The organism is Gordonia sp. KTR9, assembly GCF_000143885.2.
In the GTDB taxonomy this organism is placed as follows: Bacteria; Actinomycetota; Actinomycetes; order Mycobacteriales; family Mycobacteriaceae; genus Gordonia.
In genome coordinates this window covers 1,910,475-1,932,982 of sequence record NC_018581.1, presented here as the reverse complement: position 1 = coordinate 1,932,982, position 22,508 = coordinate 1,910,475, and the positions used below count along the sequence as shown (strand labels likewise).

Genomic DNA, 22,508 nt, shown 5'->3' with positions numbered 1-22,508 from the left:
GAGACATCGATCCGAGGTGCTCAATCCTCCCGATCTCGACTTCCGGGAATCGCGTGCCACCGTGGCCGATGTCGCCGACGCTGGTGTCATGGACACCACCGAGGACCCCACCACGTTCTACTCGCGCCTGCACACCGACTCCCCGGTGCAACGGATCGGGGACTCACCGTTCTTCGCCGTCGGCTCCTGGGACCTCATCGCCGAGGCGGTCCGCCGGCCCGAGGACTTCTCGTCGAACCTGACCGCGACGATGGTGTGGCACGACGACGGCACGGTCTCGGAGTTCCCCGTCGCCGGTCTGGGCGATGCGATGCACGTACTCGCCACCGCCGACGGTGCCCGGCACCGGGACCATCGCAAGCTCGTCATGCCGTCGGTCGCGCCGGCTCGCATCCGTGAACTCGAGCCCGGCATCCGCCGACTCCTCGACGAGTCGTGGACCGCGAATCTGCACGACGGTCGGATCGACTGGGTGAGCGCTGTCGCGCAACGGATTCCGATGGCGGTCGCCTGTGAACTGCTCGGGCTGCCGCCCGACGACCGAGCCACCCTCACCCGGTGGGCGATCGCGACCAACGTCCTGATCGACGGCGTCATCACGCCGGAGCAGCTGACGACGGCGACCGCGGCGGTCGGCGAGCTGACGGCGTACCTGTCGGCGGCGTTGACCGGCGCCGGGAGCGGAGCGAGCGGGCCGAATGGCACCGGCGCCGGGAGCGGAGCGGATACCACGCTCTCGGAGGTGGCCGCGCGCGTCGCGGACGGCCGTCTCGACCACGCCTCCGCCGTGATGATCTTGTTCCAACTGGTCGCCGCGGGCGCCGAGTCCACCACGAGCCTGCTGAACAGTGTCGTCTGGCTCTTGGACCGTCACCCCGAGGTCGTCGAGCGACTGCGCCGGGACCCTGATCTCATCCCGGTGTTCGTGGAGGAGACCCTTCGACTCGAGACCCCTTTTCGTGGACACTTCCGGCACGTCGTCACCGACACCACGCTCGGCGACACACACCTGCCCGCCGGCTCGCATGTCTTCCTGATGTGGGGGGCGGCCAACCGCGACCCGGCCCATTTCGACGATCCCGCCGCGATCGACCTCGACCCGGCGGCCCGCAGGTCGCACCTCGCGTTCGGCAAGGGCCTGCACCTGTGTGTCGGGGCCGCGCTGGCGCGCCTGCAGGCGCGACTGGCGGTCGAGCATCTGCTGCGCGTCGCCACGACCTTCCGGATCGATCTGGGGCAGACGCAATGGGAGCCGGGGATTCTCGTGCGACGTTTCACCACGTTGCCGCTGACGGTCACCACCTGACGACGCATCCGACTATCCGAGGGAACCGATCAGCCGCTCGATGCGTCGAAGAGAGACCGAAGGCGACCGGCTGGTCGCCGTCGACCGGCGCTCGTCCACCGAAACGGAGTTTCCATGGCCCGCACCCTGCTGTTCCGGCTGCTGTTGACGTTCGCGGTGAGTGTGCTCGCGTGCCTCCTGATCTTTGCACCGGCTGCGGCAGCGCCCACCACCCAGACCCAACGGATCACGATCACGTTGACCTCCGACCGGCAGCACAACGGCGCGGCAGCCTGGACCGACGCGGACGGACGGTTGCGCACGCAGACCGATGTACCACTGACGCAACATGATTCGCACGGGAACTGGTCGGCGTCCCTGGTGTACACCCGACTCGCGGGCGATCTTCCGCTCGATGCCCTCTTCCAGTCCGGCGGGCGTCTCGCGCGGTGCGAGATCCGGGTCGACGGCAAGATGGTCGCCGACCACACCGCACACGGCCCCCGCCCCACGAGTTCGTGCCGCACGGGTTGATCCCGGCCGGTTCACTCCGGCACCGCGTCGACGAGAGGAATGGCCGCCGGAACCGTACGCTTGCCACGTCATGAGCACCAGAACAGAGCAGGCCGGGTCCTCGCCGCAGCGACCGCGGGTCCTGGAGATCCGGCACGCGGAATCCGAGCCGCCGGGCGCGTACGGTCCCGCGTTGGACGACACCGCCGAGACGACGACCCTGCGGATCTGGCGCGATTCCGCGTCGATCGACCTGACCGACTTCGACGCCATCGTCGTTCTCGGCGGCGCGATGGGAGTGGGTGACGCCGACCGCATCCCATGGATCGGCGACGAGCTCGACCTGCTCCGTCGAGCCAGTGACCGAGGTATGCCCATCTGGGGCGTCTGCCTGGGTGCGCAGATGCTGGCGGCGGCTCTGGGTGGGGAGGTGTACACCAGTGACACACCGGAACTCGGCGTGCACCGGGTGAGCCTCACCGATGCGGGGATGGCCGACCCGGTCTGGGGTGGTGCGGCCACGGCACCCACACCCCGCGAGATCGACACCGTGCAATGGCATTTCGACACCGTCGTCCTGCCACCCGGTGCGACCCTGCTCGCGTCGTCGGAATCCTGCGTCAATCAGCTGTTCCGCGTGGACAACTGCTATGGCGTGCAGTTCCATCTCGAGGCCGGCGGCGATCTCGTCACCGACTGGCTGTCACACCCGGATTCACGGTCCGCGGTCGCCGGGGTCCTGGGCGAATCCGCCACCGATCGTTTCCCCGGCGACGCGGCGGCGGCCGAGGGCATCACCGCGCCGATGGCGGATGCGGTGATGCGGCGGTGGTTGCGCGAGGTCGTCGGCCACGGGCGATCCCGCTGGTAACGTGCGGCCGATGACCTCGACGTGGACTCGTCGCACCGCGTGCGCGCTCGTCGCCGTGCTGACCTTCGGGGTCCTCGGCATGCTCGCGCGCACCGGCCCGGCGGTCGCCGTCCCGCTCCCGACCCCGCCGCCTGTGGTCACCACCCCGGTCACCGATCACTGTCCGCACAAGGTCGCGACGCCGCCCGCCGTCGACGAATCCGAGGTCGTCGCACCTGGATCGGCGACCCCTACTCCCCTCCCGGTTCCGACCCCGACCCTCGGAGGTGACGCGCTGGCCGGTTGCGGCGTCATCGCCGACCCGGCCGCCGGCCCTGTTCCGCCGCGCCTGACCTCGGCGGGCTGGCTGATCGCCGACCTCGAGTCCGGGCGGGTCATCGCCGCCAAGGACCCCCACGGCCGTTACCGGCCGGCGTCGACGATCAAGGTGCTGCTCGCACTCGTCGTCCTCGACGAACTCGACCTCGCCGCACACGTCGTGCCGACCGCCGAGGACTGGAGTACCGAGGGCGACTCCTGCGGCATGGGGCCCGGCGGCATCTACACCGTCCGTGACCTGCTCACGGGTCTCCTACTGGTCTCGGGTAACGACTGCGCCAATGCGCTGGCGCGTGAGCTCGGCGGCGTCGACGCCGCTCTCGAGAAGATGAACGATCGGGCGAAACTGCTGGGCGCGCACGACACGCGGGCCGCGAGCCCGTCCGGACTCGACGCTGCCGGGATGTCGTCGTCGCCCTATGACCTCGCGCTGTTCTTCCGGGCTGCTCTCGCCGAACCGACCTTCCGCGAGTTGATCGCGATGCGCACGTTCCGCTTCCCGGGGTATCCGCGGCGCCCGGACGTACCGGGTGACAAGGACCATCCGCCCTACGACATGTACAGCACCAACCGCCTTCTCATCGACGGGTACCCGGGGATCATCGGCGGTAAGACCGGCTACACCGACGACGCGCGCAAGACGTTCGTGGGCGCGGCCGAGCGGGACGGCCGGACGGTGATCATCGTGCAGATGTTCGGTCTGTCCGTCGACGGCGACCTGTACTGGGATCAGGCCGAAGCGATGTTCGACTACGGCTTCCGGACCGACCCCGCCATCTCGGTGGGCCGCCTCGTCTCACCGTCGGCCGACACACCCGTCGTGTCGTCGGCACCGTCACCGCCGCAGAGCGAGAATCGGGCCGCGGCAACGGGTTCCGATCAGGCGTCGTCGACCTCGGTCCAGATCCTCATCGGCCTCGTGGCCGCGTTGGTGGCGGTCGTCCTGCTGCTCCTCGGGCTGCGGCTGTCCGGTCGGCGCTGAGCCCCCACGAGCGACCCCGCTCCAACGGTCCCGTGCGTCACCGTCGCCGGAGGACGCCGACCAGAGCGGCTGCTGCCGCGCCCACTCCGGCAGCCGCCGCGAGTGCACCCGCCCGGGGCGTCGGGTTCACCTCCACGGTCGGCGAGATCACCACCGGCCGGTGGAGTGCGGCGTCGGGCTCTTCGACCACCTGGTAGCGGCTGTTGATCGGGTCGGTGGCACACCACGCGCTGGCGTACAGCACGATGCGCGAAGCCAGGTAGGCGAAGACGAAGACACCGAAGATCGGACCGAACGCAACTCCGGCCGGCGACCCGAGCACCGATTGAAGATACAGTCCGCCAAGCGATTTCATGAGTTCGAATGCGATCGCGGTGACCAGGCCGGCCTTCATGGCATGCGTCATCGGCAACGGCACCAGCGGCAGCCGCGCGAGTACGAAGGTGAAGAGCAGCCAGCTGGCGAACACGGATACGACGATGGCGACCGCCCGCACCACGATCGGCGCCCACGACGCGTCGTCGAGTCCAACCCAGGACAGCATCGTGGTGGTGAGTCCGCTGTTGCCGAGGGTGGTCAGGCCCATGGTCGCCGCGAAGGCCAGGCCCAGTAGAGCGAACGTGAGGAGATCCCACACCTTCGACAGCACCGGGTTGCGGTCGACGCGACCCCCGTACATCTCGGTGAAGGCCACCCGGACGCCGGAGATCCACCCGATCCCCGTGAAGGCGGCACCGATCAGACCGACGATCCCGACCGCTGCGCGTGAGGCGATCGCCGAGTCGATGACCTCACTGAGCTGCTCACCCATCTTGCCGGGCGCGGCCTCCACAACGGCCTTCTGCAGGTCCTCGAGCAGCTGGGGCTGGTTGGCGAGCACGAACGCCGCGATCGAGAACACCACCATGATGATGGGGACGAGCGCCAGGATGCCGTTGAAGCTGATGGCCGCGGCATACACATTCCCGCGCCGGTCGTTGTACCGTTCGACGGTCTGCACCAGATGCTCGACGGCCGGCCACTTCTCGCGCGCCGCAGCGAAGGCCGACTTGCCCTTCTCCACGGTCGACTTCCCTTTGTCCACAGCCGACTTCGCGGTGTCTGCCGGTGATTTCGCCGTGCCTGGCGCGGAGGTCATGCGTGCCTTCCTCGTCGGAGCGCGGGACAGGCGTCCCTGTCAACATCCCGTGCAGGCGTCCTGCGGGTCCGGTCTCACCGGCCAGGCGCCAGGAATCCCACCCTGTCATAGACCGATGCGAGCGTCTCGGAGGCGACGGCCCGGGCGCGAGCCGCGCCCCGGGCCAGGACCGCGTCGAGCTCGGCCGGGTCGGACAGGTACTCGTCGACCCGTCCGCGCAGCGGTGTCACGAACTCGGTGAGCACCTCTGCGGTGTCGACCTTCAGATCGCCGTATCCCTTGCCTTCGTATTTGGCGACCAGATCGTCGACACCCACGCCGGAGAGCGCCGACTGGATGGTCAGCAGGTTGGAGACGCCGGGCTTCTCGGCCGCATCGAAACGGATCTCCGAGCCGGTGTCGGTGACAGCGGAGCGGATCTTCTTCGCCGAACGCTTCGGATCGTCCAGGAGGTTGATCAGACCCTTGTCGGTCTCGGCGGACTTGCTCATCTTGGCGGTGGGGTTCTGCAGGTCGTAGATCTTCGCGAACTCCTCGACGATGTGCGCCTGGGGCACCTTCAGCACCTTGCCGAACCGGGAGTTGAATCGCTGCGCGAGATCGCGGGTCAGTTCGAGGTGCTGACGCTGGTCCTCCCCGACAGGCACTCGATCGACCTGGAACGCGAGGATGTCGGCGGCCATCAGGATCGGGTAGGTGAACAAGCCGACACCCGCCGCGTCCACGCCCTGTTTGGCCGACTTGTCCTTGAACTGCGTCATGCGGCTGGCCTCGCCGAAACCCGTGATGCAGGACAGGACCCAGGTCAGCTGAGCGATCTCGGGGATGTGGGACTGCACATAGATGGTCGAACGCTCGGGATCCACGCCGACGGCCAGCAGCTGGGCAACGCTCAGGCGGGTGCGTTCGGCGAGGACCTTCGGATCGAATGGCACCGTCAGGGCATGCATGTCGGGGATGAAGTAGAACGCCTCGAAGTCGTCCTGCAACGCCACCCACTGTCGGACCGCGCCGAGATAGTTTCCGAGGTGGAAGGAATCGCTGGTCGGCTGGATACCCGACAGCACACGCGGGCGGGTCGGCACCGCCTCGGCCGCCGGGGCTCCGTTGCGCTCTACGTCGCTGGTCATGACGCCCAGTTTGTCAGACCCGGTCACTCGTACCGCACGGTGACCGGGGCATGGTCGGACCAGCGGAGGTCGTACGCCGCGGCACGTTCGACCTCGGCCTTGTTCGCCCGGGCAGCCAGCGTCTTGTTGGCGAGCTGATAGTCGATGCGCCACCCGGAGTCGTTGTCGAAGGCCTTCCCGCGCCACGACCACCAGGAGTAGGGCCCGGCGTCGTCGGGGAACAGTTCGCGCACGACGTCACGCCAGCCCGACTCCAGCAGGTCGGCGACCCAGGCCCGCTCGTGCGGGAGGAAACCGGGGCTCTTGAGATTGCCCTTCCAGTTCTTGATGTCGGCCTCGGCGGGCGCGATGTTCCAGTCACCGCCGACGACGACATGGCGACGCCGGCGGACCAGCCGGCCGAGATGGGCACCGAACTCGTCCATGAAGCGGACCTTCTCGTCGTGCTTGGCGATGTCCTTCTCCGCCTCGGTGAGCGCGGCACCCTTGGGGAGATAGAGACTCGCCGCGGTCAGCGACCCCAGATCGGTGTCGACGTCGACCTCGAGGTAGCGGCCGAGGTCGTCGAACTCGGCGCTCCCGAACCCGACCCGCACCGCCGACGGCGCCTCGCGCGTCAGCACACCGACACCCGCGTGGCCCTTCACGACCGACTCGCACATCGTCAGATGCCACCCGTCGGCGAGGGCCGGGGCCAGCGCCTCGCGCGCGAGCTCCTCGTCGGCGCGGACCTCCTGCAGCAGGACCACATCCGGTCCCGACGCATCGAGCCATGGCAGGAAGCCGCGGTTGGCCTCCGACCGGTGTTTGACCGCTGCGCGGATTCCGTTGACGTTCACCGTGGAGATCGTGAGTGGCACGGGGCCACATCCTACTGACGGGATCCGACAACCCGTGCCCCGGCGATCGGCGACCCCAGAGAAAAATAAAGGTAAGGCAACCCTTGTGCGTACCACCCAAGGTATGTAAGCATTACCTAATCCAGGCATGAAGGTGAGTCCGAAGATGTTCGTTTGCATATGCCGCGCCGTGACGGTCGACGAGGTTCACGCACACTGCGACGCAGGTGCGTACACCGTCGATGCGATCAGCGACCGATGTGGCGCAGGCGAAGGCTGCGGAACCTGCCTGGACCAACTGCACGACATCCTGAGCGAAAGGGCGTCAACCGCGACGACCGCTGCATGACCTGACACAGGAAACCGACGAACCTCGCGCGAGACCGCGCGCGGGGGTTTTTGTCGTGTTACGGTTCGAACGGACATTCACGGCGAACCGGAGGCTCACCCATGCGTGGCGACGACGAGGTCATCGAACTGCTCAACGAACAGCTCACCAGTGAGCTCACGGCGATCAATCAGTACTTTCTGCACGCGAAGATGCAGCAGAGCTGGGGTCTGACCGAGATCGCGGCGAAGACCCGGGCCGAGTCGATCGAGGAGATGACGCACGCGGAGATCCTCACCGACCGAATCCTGTTCCTCGACGCGCTCCCCAACTACCAGCGCCTGCTGCCGCTGCGTATCGGGCAGTCGATTCGCGAGCAGTTCGAATCCGACATGGCGATCGAGGTGGAGGTCGTGGAGCGACTCCGGCCCGGCATCGCCCTGTGCCGGTCGAAAGGCGACGTCACGAGCGCGAATCTGCTCGAGCAGATCCTCGCCGACGAGGAAGAGCACATCGACTACCTCGAGACGCAACTCGAGCTGATCAACAAGCTCGGCGAACAGCTCTACCTGTCGAAGACGATCGCCACCCCGCCGACCAACGGCTGAGCACACCCACTCGACACCACGAGGGCCGACCGGGACTTCCCCGGTCGGCCCTCGTCGTCGTCGAGCCGGTCATGCTCCGGCTCAGGACCCGACGGGATGGTGTCGTGCCTGGCGCCGGGAGGCGGCGAGGGCCAGGACGGTGACCGCGATCCCTGCCACCGCCAGCAACACCCCGACGACCGACGGCGCGAGATAGCCGTAGCCTGCGCCGACCACGACACCACCGAGCAGGGCTCCGGCCGCGTTGGCGATGTTCAGGGCGGAGTGGTTCAACGCCGCGGCCAGCGTCTGCGCATCGGCGGCCACGTCCATCAGTCTGGTCTGCAGGGCAGGCAGCATCGTCGACCCGGTGAGCGCCACGAGGTATGTGAGAATCAATGCCGCCCAAGCATTCTGCGCCAGCGTCGCGAAGGCGCCGAGAGAGATGGCGCTGGCCGTGAGTCCACCGAGGATCGCCACCGACACACTGCGGTCGGCGACGTAACCGCCGACGAAGTTGCCGGTCACCATCCCCAATCCATAGAGCATGAGCGCGAATGGCACGACCGAGACCGACAGCCCGGTATCGGTGGTCAGCGCGGAGTTGAGATATGTGTAGAACGCGAACATCCCGCCAAACCCGACGGTTCCGATGACGAGGGTGAACCAGACCTGGGAACGACGCAACGCACCGAGTTCGGTGAGCGGGTCGGTGGTCGTCATCCCGGTGAGCGCGGGCAGCGCACGCATCAGCGCGATGACGGTGGCGACTCCGATGGCGACGACGATCGCGAACGCCGACCGCCAGCCGAACGTCTCCCCCAGCCAGGCGGCAGCCGGCACGCCGAACACATTGGCGACGGACAGCCCGAGCATCACCTGGCCCACGGCTTTGGCGCGATTCCGGGGACCCGCGAGATGCGCGGCGACCAGCGCCGCGACGCCGAAGTAGGCACCGTGCGGCAGGCCCGCCACGAATCTCGCCACCAGCAGCAGTCCGTAGTCCGGCGCGAGGACCGTGGCCAGGTTACCCACGGTGAACGCCACCATCAGTCCGATCAGCAGCGTGCGTCGCGACATCCTCGCCGTGAGCGCCGCGATCAGCGGAGCGCCCACCACCACACCCATCGCGTATGCCGAGATGACGTGTCCGGCAGTCGGTTCGGACACCCCCAGCGATCCGGCGATGTTGGGCAGCAGCCCCATCGCGACGAACTCTGTCGTGCCGATCCCGAAACCACCCAGCGCGAGGGCGAGAATCGTCCAGCGACGCACCCGCCGGGACACGCCGCCCGAGACGGTACCCCCGGGGTTGGCCTCCGGGGCGGTGGACCGATTCGTCAGCGAGACGTCGGCCGGGGCATCGGTGGTCGAAAGAGCGTCAGACACGGTTCATGCCAACCCTGGCCGGCCGGCACTGATTCCTCACCCGCCGGTGAGTTCATTCACAGGCCCATACCCGCGAGGTGGTCCCGGCGCCGGCCGGCGTCGAATCACGCAGTGGCTTCGAGCGGCGGGTCAGGCTCCGCCCTCGGACCCCGTGGCCTCGAGGTCACTGCGCTCCCCGCCGGCACCCTGCCCGGACGGCTCCGGCTCGTTCCCCGACGTCTCGCCCCCCGAGGTGTCATGTTCTGAGGTGTTGTCTCCTGAGGTGTCCTCCGCTGACGGATCGTCCACCGTCGGGTTGTCCGCCGACGGATCGGTGGCGGCCGGAACCTCGTCGGCGCGCGAGGGCGGAGCGGGCTCCTCTCCGGGCTCGTCGCTCCCGGAGGCGTCGGCGGGCGCACCGGACGGATCGGCGGCCGGGTCGACCGCCGGAGCCGGATCGGTCGGGCCGGGCTGCGCGGTCACCGGTGCAGCCGGGGCACCGGACCCGGTCGGCGAGCCGGCGCGAACCGGCTCGGCGGCGTCGTCGGTCGCGGTCGCGAGCCGTGCGAACGTGGACGATCGCAGGCTCGTCGTATCCGCCGCGAGGACCGTGACCGTGCCGGCCCGCGGTGTCACCGGCCCGACGATCGCGCCCGCCCAGTACCGCACGAAGTTCACCGGCAACCAGACGATGCTGCGGAGGCTCGCAGCCAGTGCGGTCGCACCGTCGACGAACCGCGCCGGCGACAGCGTGAGAATCCCCTGGAGGATGTCCTCGAAGACGAAGAGGTCCGGTAGGTAGGCGCCGTACCCGAGTTTCGGCAACGGCGGCAGCAGACCCTGCACGAGCCTGACCACCGGCTGCAGCTTCGCGAGTTCGATCCCGTACGGCAGCTCGATCGTCGGACGCCCGGACAGGAAGTCCCCAATGACGCCGCCGTACCCGGCATCGCGCGCCCAGTCCCGCACGAGTTCGGCGAACGCGGAATCCGCGGCGACCATACAGACCGCTGACTCCGGCTCGCATCGGACGCTCCGCCCGTCGTTCCAGGCGGGTGTGCGCGGGTCCCGATACATCTGGAACGGGTACAGGTTGTGCTTGGTGAAGTAGCCGAGGAGGCCGTCGATGGCGCCGATCGGGTCGTGGATCGGGTCCGGCAGATCACAGATGGGATCGCCGTCGATGCACACGGACACCACCCTGCCCTCGAGCTCCCCGAACCCGCCGTCGGTCTCGGACCCGCCTCGCGACCCCGCCATCGTCAGACCGGGGATGATCCCGATCAACGACAGCTCGATGCCGCGCCCCGTCTTGTCACCGGCTTGTCGAGGGTCGGCGTAGAGCTCGCCGGAGATCCCGTCCGAATCGATGGTGACGAGGACCGGAGCGCCGTTCTCGTCGAGCATGACCTCGCCGTTCTCGTCGGTCGCGACGACCTCGTCGACATTCCGGCCGTTGCCGATGGCTGCGAGGACGTCGCCGGCGACACGGGCGCCCTGTGAGTAGCCGGCGACCACGATGTCGGACTCGGCGCCGCATCGCTTCTGGTACCCCGCGATCGCCGACGCCGTCGCACTCCTGCCCTGGGCGGTGCTGTCGTCGTACCCCGCGGCACCCAATGGCCACAGTGTGGTCGGGTAATCGACGTAGATCACGTCTTTCGGCTCTGCGAGGTAAGCACTACCGGGGTCGTCGACGACGACCACCTCACCGTCGCGCACCGTCGGCATCTTCCCGGTGTAGCGCTGCTCGACCCCGACGAGATGGGCGCTCTCCGGGTCGTTGGTACCGGCGACGATGACCACCGCGCCCGACTCGCTGCACTCGGCAGCCGCCGCCGGGGCGGTACCCGACAGACTGAGAGCCGCCGCGACGGCGACGGCGGTGACGGCGGCGATCACGAGCGAGGTGCGTCGGGTTCGGAGGTGAGCGATCGCGGACATGGCGCTCCTGGGCGAACCCGGACCACCCGATCGGAACGTTCCGACGCAGCCGGGGCTGGTTCGACGCTAGATCCGCGATCGGGGAACCGACAGCACACTGAGGGCCGCTAACGACCGTGACCAGGCACTATTGATCTGACCACGCCTGATTTCACTCGGTCAAAGGACAGCACACTCCACCCTCGCGCCGGCCTTCTCAAGTGTTGGGCGCGGCCTGACCGGGACGGTTCTCAGGCCCTCACATCCGTGTTATATCCTTGTCGCCAGGTCATGAGTATCAGCGTCAAGCCCCGGCTGGCTGATCGGCAACCCTCCATCCGCGGTGGGGTGCTCCGGGTGATGACCGGGTTGCGGGATCGCGCTGACGATCCCCGGCAAGCGCGGGTCCGAAGGTCGGACCCCAACAGGGTCGAGTGGGCCCTGCCGACCGTAGAAAGTGATCAATCGCCATGTCTGATGCCCCTGACGGCACTCTCGCCGACGGCACCAATCCAGCGGACAACTGGAGCTTCGAGACCAAGCAGATCCACGCCGGACAGGCCGCCGACGCGGTGACGAACGCCCGGGCGCTGCCGATCTACCAGACGACGTCGTACGTCTTCAACGACACGCAGCACGCGGCGAACCTCTTCGGACTCGCCGAACCGGGCAACATCTACACCCGCATCATGAACCCGACACAGGATGCCGTCGAGCAGCGGATCGCCGCGCTCGAAGGCGGCGTCGCCGCATTGCTGGTGGCATCGGGTCAGGCCGCAGAGACCTACTCGATCCTCAACATCGTCGAGACCGGCGGTCACGTGGTGTCGAGTCCGCGGCTGTACGGCGGCACCTTCAACCTCTTCCACTACACGTTGCCCAAGCTCGGCGTCGAGGTGAGCTTCGTCGAGGATCCCGAGGATCCGGCGTCGTGGCAGGCCGCGGTCAAGGACAACACCCGTGCGTTCTTCGGTGAGTCGATCTCCAACCCCAACAACGAGATCCTGGACATCAAGGGCATCTCAGAGGTCGCGCACCGCAACGGCGTACCGCTCATCATCGACAACACCGTCGCCACCCCGTACCTGATCAACCCGCTCGCCCACGGCGCCGACATCGTCGTGCACTCGGCCACCAAGTACATCGGCGGACACGGCACCGCGATCGGCGGCGTGATCGTCGACGGCGGCACCTTCGACTGGCGGGTCCAGCGTGACGGGAAAGACCTGTTCCCCGGCTTCACCACCCCTGACCCGAGCTACCACGGTGCGGTCTTCGCCGACCTCGGCGCACCGGCGTACGCGCTCAAGGCGCGCGTCCAGTGGCTGCGCGACACCGGTGCGGCCATCTCGCCGTTCAACGCGTTCCTGCTCGCCCAGGGCCTGGAGACCCTGAGCCTGCGCATCGAGCGCCACGTCGCCAACGCACAGAAGGTCGCCGCGTTCCTGGAGAAGCACGACCAGGTCGAGTCCGTCGCCTACGCCGGCCTCGAGTCCTCGCCGTGGTTCAAGCGCGGTCAGGAGCTCGCCCCCAAGGGTCAGGGCGCGATCATCGGTTTCGAGATCACCGGCGGCGTCGACGCGGGCAAGAAGTTCGTGGACGCACTGAGCCTCCACAGCCACGTCGCCAACATCGGCGACGTGCGGTCGCTGGTCATCCATCCGGCCTCGACGACGCACAGCCAGCTGACCCCCGAGGAACAGCTCGCCGCCGGCGTGACCCCCGGACTGGTGCGCCTGGCCGTGGGCATCGAGGGAATCGACGACATCTTGGCCGATCTCGAACAGGGATTCGCGGCGGCCAAGTGAAACAGGTGAGGCAGCTTTGTCGGTGAGTATCGACCTGAACGCGACAGCGTCTGATCAGCCCGACTGGGAGTCACTCCCGGACGGGGAACTCGTCGGCATCCCCATCGGATCGCTGCCTCTCGACAGCGGAGCACGGATCGACGACGTCACCCTGGCGTTCCAGCGCTGGGGGACGTTGTCGCCCTCCCGCGACAACGTGATCCTCACGCTCCATGCGCTCACCGGCGACTCGCACGTCACCGGACCCGCCGATGCCGACCACGACTCGGCCGGGTGGTGGGACGGGCTGATCGGACCCGGTCAGGCGATCGACACCGACGAGTGGTGCGTCATCTCGGCCAACGTTCTCGGCGGATGCAAGGGATCCACGGGTCCGGCGTCCCTCGCCCCCGACGGCCGTCCGTGGGGATCACGCTTTCCGCAGATCACCGTGCTCGATCAGGTCCGCGCCGAGGTGGCATTGCTGGACCGACTCGGAATCCGCAGCGTCGGAGCGGTTCTCGGTGGCTCGATGGGTGGCGCCCGCGCGCTCGAATGGGCCATCGAATACCCCGACCGGGTGCGCAGCGCACTCGTCCTCGCCGTCGGTGCCCGCGCGACCGCCGACCAGATCGGTATCCAGTCCGCACAGATCGCCGCGATCAAGGCCGATCCGGACTGGTGCGGCGGCGACTACCACGGCACCGGACGAACTCCGTTGCAAGGCATGGGAATCGCCCGCCGAATCGCCCACCTCATGTATCGCAGCGAGCCCGAGCTCGACAGTCGATTCGCCAATGACGCCCAGGGCGACGAGAATCCCCTGACCGGCGGGCGTTACGCCGTGCAGAGCTACCTCGACCACCAGGCGTCGAAGCTGATGTCCCGCTTCGACCCGGCGAGCTATGTCGTCCTCACCGAGGTCCTCAACCACCATGATGTCGGTCGCGGTCGCGGCGGAGTCGCGAAGGCGCTCAACGAATGCACCGTTCCGGTGATCGTCGGGGGCATCGACTCCGATCGCCTCTACCCGATTCGGCTGCAGGTCGAACTCGCCGACGAGCTGGGCAACTGCGTCGGGGGTCTCCAGGTCGTCCATTCCGACACCGGCCACGACGGATTCCTGACCGAGTTCGACGCCATCAGCGATCTGCTCAAGCGCACGGTCGAGCTCGCACGTCGCGACGCCTGACCGCGCCTCCGACAGTTCGGCCGCTCTCGTCAGCGAGTCGGGGTCAGCCGGTGTGATCAGCGGCCTCGCAGGCGCGGTTCTGACAGGGCGGTTCGGTCAGCGCGGCGCGGGAACCGTCGGGACCGGACTGCTGGGCGGGGGCGGCGGCGGAACCTGCGACTCCCCTTCCGTGACAACGGTTTTCCCTGATTCGGGAGCGGCGGGGAGCTGAGTCGACCCCTGTGCGCGCGTGCTGCTCGGCCGCACCGAGCCACCGCGCGGAGGCGCCGGTGTCGACGTCGAGTACGTCGGCGGGGGTGGCGTGGGCGCCGCACTGGGCGGACGCAACCCCGGCGGCAACAGGTCCTGCGGTATCGTCGGCGTCGAGCCCGGCGGGAACGCCAGGTCCGGCCATGGGAACGGCGACAGCGTGCGGGTGCTGGTACCCGTCGAGGGTCGCGTCGGCGGCAACTCCGTGGTCGCCCATGCCGGCGGGTCGTTCGACCCGGTCTGCGGTAACGGTTGTTGTGTGGGAACAGGATCCACGACGGTCGGCTCGACGGGTTCGGCCGGGATACGGGTGATCGGCTGAGAGGTCGGCGTCGGGGTGACCGGCTCGGTGTCACTGGTCGCCGCGGCCGGCGGCACGCTGCTCACCGCGGGCTGCGGATCGACGGTCGGCCGATCGGCGAAGGACGAGCTCACCGCATAGATCGTCATCAGCGTGGCGGCGATGACGGCCCCGGCCACCGCGATGGGTGTCGCGGAAAGCCATTCACGTTGCGGTTTGCCGCCGATGAAGGCGAGACGTGCTGCGCCCGAGTAGCTCTCGAGGGCGAGCAGGGCCGCACCGGTGGCCACGACCAGCTCCGGAGCCGTCGGACTGACTACCTCCAGATCATGCTCCGACGCGATCGCGCGCACCGCGGGAAGATTGGCGAGTCCGCCGATGAACACCACGGCGTCCGGTTGCACGCCCCGCGACCGGGCGGCCGCGACGTACCGGGCGAACACTTCTCGCGCGTCACGGATCATCGGCTCGATCGCCTGCTCGACATGCGTGGCCGACAGCGACACGCGTTCGGTGTTCGCCGACACCGCGACCACGGACTCGGTGGCGGAACCGCCGTAGGCGAGCTCCTCCTTCGCGGTCCGGCAGGCGCTGCGCAGTTCACTGCGATCGGCACGTGTTCGGGTGGCCTCGCCGAGGGCCGGGTGGTCGGCGGTCAGCTGATTGACGATCGACCGGTCGAGATGACGCCCACTCAGGACCGTCGAGTGCTCGGGATTGCCGATCCTGCCCTCGCGGGGGTCGACGGTGTAGAGCGACATGCCGGTGTCGCCACAGTCGACGACGACGGCGGCCGAGAAGCGGTCGATCTCCCCGGTGTCGGCGAGGTAGGCGAGGACGGCCTCGTCCTCACCGACGAGACGGACCTGACGTCGCGGGCCACTGCCCCTCGAGCGCAACTGCCGACGCTGGCTGCCCGTGCGTGCGGCGACCCCGATCGGGCCCACCCTCGTCCCGGTCTCGCGGGCGGCGGTCAGCATCACGTCGACGCCTGCGTTCACGCGGCCGGCGGAGTCGAGACCGTCGGTGGGGTCGACGTCGATGACACGCGAGTCGATCACACTGCGACCGAGATCGTCACGTGTCAGGAGGACGTAATGGATCATGCCAGCACCTGCTGACACGCCCATGGACGTCACTTCACTCACGGTGTCGTCGGTTGGTGATGCAGTGATACAAACTCCAGCGGTCGGTGCGTCTGCGGCAGGGCAGCGGAAAAGTGCCTGGTTGAGCGAACGACCATCTGTCAGGTCACGCTCAGGTCTCTATTGTAATCAATCCGTGCCCAAAGAGTCGATCGACGCTGCCAGCCACAGCATCACGGCGCCGACTGTCGCCATCACCGTGACGTCGAACGGCTTGCCCCTGACCTGCAGCAACCCGGCCTGCGATGACGGGATGAAGGCGCGAAGCACGGCGCCGACGAGCAGTGCCGCCCCGAAGACGAAGGATCCGCGCCGCCAGCGGTCGAACATCACGAGCAGCGCTGCGGCCAGCACACCGGCCATCACCAGCAGATATGGGAGTTGGACGAGCACCGCCCGCAGACGCGTGCCGTCGGTGGAACCGTGTTTCCGGCCTCCTGGACGGGATCGGTCGGCACCGCGCGGCTCGGAGTGAGCGGACTCACTCTGGTGCTCGTCTCGGGTCACGCGCCGCTGCCGCTCCCGGAGGCGAGCATCTGCTCCGCGCGTTCGACGACGTTGACGAGCAGGAACGCACGGGTCAGCGGCCCCACCCCACCGGGATTCGGCGAAACGTGGCCCGCCACCTCCCAGACATCGGGATGCACGTCACCGACGAGACGACCCTCGTCGGTGCGGCTGACACCCACGTCGACCACCGCGGCACCCGGCTTGACCATGTCCGCGGTGATGAGATGCGGCACTCCCGCGGCCGCGATCACGATGTCGGCGCGCTCGATCTCGGAGGCCAGATCGGTGGTGCCGGTGTGGCACAGGGTGACCGTGGCGTTCTCGCTGCGGCGGGTCAGGAGCAGACCGATGGGCCTGCCGATGGTGACCCCGCGACCGACGACGGTCACCCGGGCGCCGGCCAGCGGGACGTCGTAGCGACGCAGCAGATGGATGACACCGCGGGGGGTGCAGGGCAGGGTCGACTCCTTTCCCAGCACCAGTCGCCCGAGGTTGATCGGGTGGAGGCCGTCGGCATCCTTGAGCGGGTCGATCCGCTCGAGGGCGGCGTTCTCGTCGAGCTGCCGCGGCAGCGGCAACTGCACGATGTAGCCGGTGCAGGCGGGATCCGCGTTGAGTTCGTCGATCGCGGAGTTGAGCTGTTCGGTGGTGGCATCGGCCGGGAGATCCTTGCGGATCGAGGCGACACCGATGCGGGCGCAGTCGGCGTGCTTGCCCTTGACGTAGGAGTGCGAGCCCGGATCGTCGCCGACCAGAACGGTCCCCAGACCAGGGGTGACACCCGCCAGCCGGAGCTTCTCCACCCGCTCGGCCAGATCGGCGAAGATCTCGTCGCGCGTGGTCTTCCCATCGAGTCGTATCGCGGTCACGCCCGACATTCTTCCACTCGTCCCCGCGGTTTCCGACATCGGCGGATGGACCCGCCGTTCACCGCCGCCCGCGATCGACGTTTCGCCGCCCTCGGGCGGCCGACCACTAGTGTCGGAGTGGTGACCGTGGTGCCCGTCGACATCGATCTCGCCCGCGCGGCGATCACTCCCCATCTCCGTCGTACGCCGACGCTGCGCACGGTAATCGACACCGTCGACGGCCCGCTCGAGGTGGTCCTCAAACTCGAGTACACGCAGCTCGGCGGGTGCTTCAAACCGCGCGGCAGTCTGTGGGCGACCCTGCACGCGCGCGATCAGGGTGTCCTGACCGACGCCGGTGTCCTCGTCGCCTCCGGCGGCAATGCCGCGATCGGTGCCACGGTCGCCGCGCGGATCGTCGGTGTGCCGGTGACCGTGGTGATCCCCGAGACGGCACCACCGGTCAAGATCGACGCGCTGCGCGCCGCGGGTGCGCGGATCCATCTCATCGGACAGCGCTATCAGGAAGCCGCCGACGCGGCCGAGGAACTCGCGGAGCAGACCGGCGCGCTCGCGCTGCACGCCTACGATCTCCCCGACGTCGTCGCCGGCGCCGGAACGATCGGTCTCGAGATCATCGACGACGTACCCGGTCCGCTCACGACGGTCGTCTGTGTCGGCGGCGGCGGACTGCTGGCCGGCCTGACCGCGACGCTGCGCCCGGGCGACCGCCTCGTCGGCGTCGAACCGCTCGGTGCGTCGAGTCTGCATCAGGCACTCGCCGCGGGGACTCCCGTTCCCGTCGAACTCGAGAGCGTGGCCGCCGACTCCCTCGGCGCGACCCGGGTCGGGGATCTGTGCTGGGACGCCGTCGCCGGGAACCCGGCCGTCGACAGCGTGCTGGTCACCGACGACCAGATCATCGCGGCACGGCGGATGCTCTGGGATTCCCACCGCATCCTCGTCGAACACGGCACCGCCACCGCGGTCGCCGGCGTGGTCTCGGGACGGATTCGACCGCAACCCGATTCGACGCTGTGCATCGTGCTGTGCGGGGCCAACACCACGTTGGCGGTGTGAGGAACACGGTCGGGCGAGATCTGCTCCGCATGGCACCGACTACGCTGGCACCATCATGTTCCGAATCATGTTCTACCAGCCGTGCATCCCGCCGAACACGGGCAATGCGATCCGGCTGGCCGCCAACACCGGGTGCGAACTCCACCTCATCGAACCGCTCGGTTTCTCGATGTCCGACGCGCAGGTCAAACGCGCGGGACTCGACTACCACGAGATGGCCAACGTCACGGTGCATCCCAACCTGGTGACCGCCTGGACGACGCTGAAGCCGGAGCGGGTCTTCGCGTTCACCGCCCACGCCGAACGCTTCCACACCGACGTCGACTATCAGCCCGGCGACGTGTTGCTGTTCGGCCCCGAACCGACCGGACTGCCGGCGGAGGTCCTCGACGAACCCGAGGTGACCGACCGGGTGCGCATCCCCATGCTCGCCGGTCGTCGTTCGCACAACCTCGCCAACGCCGCGAGCATCGTCGTCTACGAGGCGTGGCGACAGCACGGCTTCGCCGGTGCTGTCTGACTTGTCAGCCGACGCGGTAGCGCTTCGTGCGTGCCGTGGCGCCGCCGATGAGCGCGACCTTGCTCTTCGGAACCCCGAGGTGGGCGGCGAGCAGTTCGGAGACGGCCCTGTTCGCCCTGCCCTCCGTGGCGGGCTCACGGACGTAGATGGTGATCGCGCCGTCGGGACCCGTCTCGACCAACGGGCCCTTGCTGCTCTTCGGTTTGACGGTCACCACGACCTGTTGCGGCATCGGTTCTTTCCTTGATTCGTCTCGAACACCCCGGCGCATTCCCCGGTCGGGGATCACTGCCAGTCCCTGGATCTGCTCCCCACCCGAAGATCCATGCGCTGCAGACGATCTGCGACGACGGTCACAGCACCTTCGGCGTTCTGCACCCGTCCGCGGACCAGCAGTGCGGGTGCCGTCTGGGCCAGTACACGGTACCGCGCCCACAAGCCGACCGAACACACCACGTTGACCATCCCGGTCTCGTCCTCGAGGTTGATGAACGTCACCCCGGACGCGGTGGCCGGTCGTTGGCGATGGGTCACCGCCCCGCCGATCAGCACCCGCGAACCGTCGGGCACCGACAGGAGCCGGTCGGCGGCCAGAACGCCCATCGCGTCGAGCCGGGGACGCAGGAACTGTGTCGGGTACGACGTGGGCGTGATCCCGGTGGCCCACGCGTCGGTGGCCGCGAGCTCGACGTCGGAGAGCCCCGGGAGCGTGGGCGTCGCCTGCGCCGACTCCAGGGCGAGCTGGTCGTCGCGCACCGTCGCCGCGGCGCCCGCCTCCCACAGGGCCTGACGCCGGCTGAGACCGAATCCGTCGAAGGCGCCGGCGCCGGCGAGTCCCTCGAGTTCCTTGGTCGTCAGCCGGGCGCGGCGGGAGAGATCGGTGATGTCGAGATACGGTCCCTCGGCCCGTCGTTCGACGATGCGCTCCGCCGTCTCCGTTCCGACCCCGCGCACCCCGTCGAGACCCAGCCGGACGTCGAGCCCCTCGTTCTCCAGGGTGGCGTGCGCGAGCGAAGCGTTGATGTCGGGACGATGGACCGCGACACCGTGCCGCCGGGCATCGGCGACCAAGGTCTGCGGTGAGTAGAACCCCATCGGCTGAGCCCGTAGCAACGCGGCGCAGAATGCCGCGGGATGGTGCAGCTTGAACCACGACGAGTAGAACACCAGTGACGCGAAGCTCTGCGAATGGCTCTCCGGGAAACCGAAATTGGCGAACGCCGCCATCTTCTCGAAGATGCGGTCGGCGGTGTCCCCGGTGATGCCGTGCAGGTTCTCCATGCCTTCGTAGAAGCGCTGCCGCAGGCGTTCCATCTTCTCCGGCGACCGTTTGGAACCCATCGCCCGGCGCAACTGATCGGCCTCGGAGGCGTCGAATCCGGCCACGTCGACGGCCAGCTGCATCAGCTGCTCCTGGAACAGCGGCACACCCAGGGTGCGCTCGAGCGCCTTGCTCATCGACGGGTGCTCGACCGTCACCGCCTCCTCCCCGTTGCGCCGCTTGATGAACGGATGCACCGAGCCGCCCTGGATGGGGCCGGGCCGGATCAGGGCCACCTCGACGACGAGGTCGTAGAAGCAGCGCGGCTTGAGCCGCGGAAGTGTGGCCATCTGCGCGCGTGACTCCACCTGGAACACGCCGACCGAGTCTGCGCGACAGAGCATCTCATACACGGCCGGTTCGCCGAGGTCCAGGGTGGCGAGGTCGACGTCGATCCCCTTGTGTTCGGCGACCAGGTCGATCGCGTAGTGCAGCGCGGAGAGCATGCCGAGTCCCAGCATGTCGAACTTGACCAGGCCGATGGCGGCGCAGTCGTCCTTGTCCCACTGCAGCACGCTGCGGTTCTCCATCCGCGCCCACTCCGTGGGGCAGACATCGGCGATCGGCCGGTCGCAGATCACCATACCGCCGGAGTGGATACCCAGATGCCTTGGCATACCGAGGATCTCACCGGCCAGCTCGGCGACGTCGGACGGTGCCGTGTCGGGCATCTTGGCCCAGGCGTCCTGCTGGCCGGGCGCGTACCCGAGCGCCCGGGCCATGTCCCGGATCGCCGACTTCCCGCGGTAGGTGATCACATTGGCGACCTGCGCGCTGCGGTCCCGGCCGTAGTGGCGGTAGACGTACTGGATGGCCTCCTCGCGACGATCGGATTCGATGTCGACGTCGATGTCGGGCGGACCGTCGCGTTCCGGGGCCAGGAACCGTTCGAAGAGCAGGGTGTTGGCGACCGGGTCGACATTGGTGATGCCGAGGGCGTAGCAGACGGCCGAGTTGGCCGCACTCCCCCGGCCCTGACACAGGATGTCGTTGGCCTTGCAGAAGTCGACGATGTCTGCGACCACGAGGAAGTAGCCGGGAAAGGTGAGCGCCTCGATGATGGCTAGTTCGTGCTCGATCTGCCGATAGGCCTGGGGATGTTCGGCCGGGGTGCCGTACCGCCGGCGTGCCCGGGTCATGGTGAGTTCGCGCAGCCAGCTCGCCTCGGTGTGACCGTCGGGAACGTCGAAGGGCGGCAACTGCGGCGCGATGAGGCCCAGATGGAATGCACAGTCCGCGGCGATGCCCACCGCGTTGTCGATGGCGTCGGGATGCGCGGGCAACAACCGGGCCATCTCGTCGCCGCTGCGCAGGTGCGCTCCGGCAACCCCCGGCATCCACCCGGAGATGGTGTCGATGTCGGTGCGGGCCCGAACGGCGGCCATGGCCATCGCCAGGCGTCGGCGCCGGGGCGCGGCGAAGTGCGCGCCGGTGGTGGCCACGGCCGGCACGCCCGCTCCGGCGGCGAGGCCGGCGAGCACCGCGTTGCGTTCGTCGTCGTCGGCCATGCCCTGCGCGGTCAGCTCGACGACGACGTTGTCGTGGCCGTAGGTCTCGATCAGTTCCCGCAGCGCCTGCTCGGCGGCCGGGACGCCGCCGCGATCGAGGGCGCGACGGAGTGCGCCCTTCCGGCAACCGGTGAGGATGAGCCAGTGTCCGTCGCCGGCACCGGCCAGGGCCTCGCGGTCATAGCGGAGCAATCCCTTCTCCCCGGCGACCATGTGCGCGTCGGCGATGGTCCGGGACAGGCGCCTATAACCCTCCCCGTCTCGGGCGAGAACCAGCAGGTGCTCTCCCGGCGGATCGTTCTGACCCGTCCGCGCGACGTCGGGCTCCAGTGACAGCTCGGCACCGAAGACCGTCGGCATCCCGAACTCGCGGGCCGCCTCGGCGAAGCGCACGATGCCGTAGAACCCGTCGTGATCGGTGACGGCCAGGGCGCGGAGCCCGAGTCGTTGCGCCTCCTCGACCAGTTCTTCGGGCATCGACGCACCGTCGAGGAAGCTGTACGAACTGTGCGCGTGGAGTTCGGCATAGGGCACCGCCGAGGAGCCACGGGAGATGTCTTCGGCCTGATAGGCCCCGCGCTTGCGCGACCAGGCCGGGCTGTCGCCGCCGTCGCCGGGGAACGGCGCCCATTCACTGAGGTCGGGGCCGAATTCGGTGCCGGGCCGGTCGGTGCTGCCGGGCGCTCGACCTGCGAGCACCCGCTCCATCTCCGACCACGTCGGTGGTCCTTGATCCCAGCCCACACCCCGAGCTTATCGAACATC

20 protein-coding genes and 1 riboswitch are annotated in these 22,508 nt (G+C 68.5%); of the genes, 10 read left to right on the top strand and 10 right to left on the bottom strand.

Features of this window, described 5'->3' with window-relative positions; translation table 11 throughout:
• The first annotated feature begins 88 nt into the window (after positions 1-88).
• The 4 genes from KTR9_RS09585 to KTR9_RS09570 all read left to right on the top strand — a co-directional run bounded on the left by KTR9_RS09585 (position 89) and on the right by KTR9_RS09570 (position 3,969).
• Positions 89-1,306, top strand: coding sequence for a cytochrome P450 (locus tag KTR9_RS09585; RefSeq protein WP_044507823.1), 1,218 nt, complete (start codon positions 89-91; stop codon positions 1,304-1,306).
• A 114-nt stretch (positions 1,307-1,420) separates the two neighbouring features.
• On the top strand, positions 1,421-1,819 hold the full coding sequence (locus tag KTR9_RS09580; protein WP_014926222.1) for a hypothetical protein: 399 nt from the start codon (positions 1,421-1,423) through the stop codon (positions 1,817-1,819).
• A 70-nt stretch (positions 1,820-1,889) separates the two neighbouring features.
• A complete protein-coding gene (locus KTR9_RS09575; RefSeq protein ID WP_014926221.1) occupies positions 1,890-2,669 on the top strand; it encodes a type 1 glutamine amidotransferase in 780 nt (259 codons plus the stop codon).
• 10 nt (positions 2,670-2,679) lie between these two features.
• Positions 2,680-3,969, top strand: coding sequence for a D-alanyl-D-alanine carboxypeptidase family protein (locus KTR9_RS09570; RefSeq protein WP_044507821.1), 1,290 nt, complete (start codon positions 2,680-2,682; stop codon positions 3,967-3,969).
• A gap of 37 nt (positions 3,970-4,006) precedes the next feature.
• Here the strand turns inward: KTR9_RS09570 and KTR9_RS09565 are convergent, their stop codons facing one another.
• The 3 genes from KTR9_RS09565 to KTR9_RS09555 all read right to left on the bottom strand — a co-directional run bounded on the left by KTR9_RS09565 (position 4,007) and on the right by KTR9_RS09555 (position 7,097).
• Positions 4,007-5,107 (bottom strand): YhjD/YihY/BrkB family envelope integrity protein, encoded by a 1,101-nt coding sequence (locus tag KTR9_RS09565; protein WP_010841905.1) that lies wholly within the window; start codon positions 5,105-5,107, stop codon positions 4,007-4,009.
• A gap of 74 nt (positions 5,108-5,181) precedes the next feature.
• A complete protein-coding gene (gene trpS / locus KTR9_RS09560) occupies positions 5,182-6,237 on the bottom strand; it encodes a tryptophan--tRNA ligase (RefSeq protein ID WP_014926219.1) in 1,056 nt (351 codons plus the stop codon).
• Between the two features lie 23 nt (positions 6,238-6,260).
• Positions 6,261-7,097 (bottom strand): exodeoxyribonuclease III, encoded by an 837-nt coding sequence (locus KTR9_RS09555; RefSeq protein ID WP_010841903.1) that lies wholly within the window; start codon positions 7,095-7,097, stop codon positions 6,261-6,263.
• Between the two features lie 145 nt (positions 7,098-7,242).
• Here KTR9_RS09555 and KTR9_RS09550 point away from each other — a divergent pair, with 145 nt between their 5' ends.
• Positions 7,243-7,425, top strand: coding sequence for a (2Fe-2S)-binding protein (locus tag KTR9_RS09550; protein WP_010841902.1), 183 nt, complete (start codon positions 7,243-7,245; stop codon positions 7,423-7,425).
• 101 nt (positions 7,426-7,526) lie between these two features.
• Positions 7,527-8,012, top strand: a complete 486-nt coding sequence (gene bfr / locus KTR9_RS09545) for a bacterioferritin (RefSeq protein ID WP_010841901.1) — start codon at positions 7,527-7,529, stop codon at positions 8,010-8,012.
• 81 nt (positions 8,013-8,093) lie between these two features.
• Here the strand turns inward: bfr and KTR9_RS09540 are convergent, their stop codons facing one another.
• Together KTR9_RS09540 and KTR9_RS09535 are read right to left on the bottom strand one after the other, a co-directional pair.
• Complete coding sequence (locus tag KTR9_RS09540) at positions 8,094-9,380, bottom strand: MFS transporter (protein WP_014926218.1); 1,287 nt, start codon at positions 9,378-9,380, stop codon at positions 8,094-8,096.
• 129 nt (positions 9,381-9,509) lie between these two features.
• Positions 9,510-11,303: a cutinase family protein gene (locus tag KTR9_RS09535; RefSeq protein ID WP_014926217.1), complete on the bottom strand. Its 1,794-nt coding sequence runs from the start codon at positions 11,301-11,303 to the stop codon at positions 9,510-9,512.
• 266 nt (positions 11,304-11,569) lie between these two features.
• Positions 11,570-11,690: riboswitch (SAM riboswitch) on the top strand.
• 62 nt (positions 11,691-11,752) lie between these two features.
• Between KTR9_RS09535 and KTR9_RS09530 the strand changes: the two genes are divergently transcribed.
• On the top strand, positions 11,753-13,090 hold the full coding sequence (locus KTR9_RS09530; RefSeq protein WP_010841898.1) for a bifunctional o-acetylhomoserine/o-acetylserine sulfhydrylase: 1,338 nt from the start codon (positions 11,753-11,755) through the stop codon (positions 13,088-13,090).
• A 16-nt stretch (positions 13,091-13,106) separates the two neighbouring features.
• Positions 13,107-14,261 (top strand): homoserine O-acetyltransferase MetX, encoded by a 1,155-nt coding sequence (gene metX / locus KTR9_RS09525; protein WP_014926216.1) that lies wholly within the window; start codon positions 13,107-13,109, stop codon positions 14,259-14,261.
• Between the two features lie 96 nt (positions 14,262-14,357).
• On the opposite strand, the gene KTR9_RS09520 is transcribed toward metX, so the two are convergent.
• From KTR9_RS09520 to KTR9_RS09510, 3 genes are all read right to left on the bottom strand, one after another.
• Positions 14,358-15,917, bottom strand: a complete 1,560-nt coding sequence (locus KTR9_RS09520; RefSeq protein ID WP_049942588.1) for an Hsp70 family protein — start codon at positions 15,915-15,917, stop codon at positions 14,358-14,360.
• A 168-nt stretch (positions 15,918-16,085) separates the two neighbouring features.
• Positions 16,086-16,358 (bottom strand): DUF3017 domain-containing protein, encoded by a 273-nt coding sequence (locus KTR9_RS09515; protein ID WP_035717121.1) that lies wholly within the window; start codon positions 16,356-16,358, stop codon positions 16,086-16,088.
• A 101-nt stretch (positions 16,359-16,459) separates the two neighbouring features.
• The gene (locus tag KTR9_RS09510) at positions 16,460-17,335 is read right to left on the bottom strand and encodes a bifunctional methylenetetrahydrofolate dehydrogenase/methenyltetrahydrofolate cyclohydrolase (protein WP_010841894.1); all 876 of its coding nucleotides are present in this window, start codon (positions 17,333-17,335) and stop codon (positions 16,460-16,462) included.
• A 126-nt stretch (positions 17,336-17,461) separates the two neighbouring features.
• Here KTR9_RS09510 and KTR9_RS09505 point away from each other — a divergent pair, with 126 nt between their 5' ends.
• Positions 17,462-18,394: a serine/threonine dehydratase gene (locus KTR9_RS09505; RefSeq protein WP_014926212.1), complete on the top strand. Its 933-nt coding sequence runs from the start codon at positions 17,462-17,464 to the stop codon at positions 18,392-18,394.
• 55 nt (positions 18,395-18,449) lie between these two features.
• A complete protein-coding gene (locus tag KTR9_RS09500; RefSeq protein ID WP_014926211.1) occupies positions 18,450-18,914 on the top strand; it encodes a tRNA (cytidine(34)-2'-O)-methyltransferase in 465 nt (154 codons plus the stop codon).
• 4 nt (positions 18,915-18,918) lie between these two features.
• Here KTR9_RS09500 and KTR9_RS09495 read toward each other — a convergent pair whose 3' ends face one another.
• Together KTR9_RS09495 and KTR9_RS09490 are read right to left on the bottom strand one after the other, a co-directional pair.
• Positions 18,919-19,146 carry a DUF167 domain-containing protein gene (locus KTR9_RS09495; protein ID WP_010841891.1) on the bottom strand — a complete coding sequence of 76 codons (228 nt, stop codon included), beginning with the start codon at positions 19,144-19,146 and terminating at the stop codon, positions 18,919-18,921.
• Between the two features lie 53 nt (positions 19,147-19,199).
• Positions 19,200-22,487, bottom strand: a complete 3,288-nt coding sequence (locus tag KTR9_RS09490) for an error-prone DNA polymerase (RefSeq protein ID WP_014926209.1) — start codon at positions 22,485-22,487, stop codon at positions 19,200-19,202.
• Between the last annotated feature and the right edge of the window lie 21 nt (positions 22,488-22,508).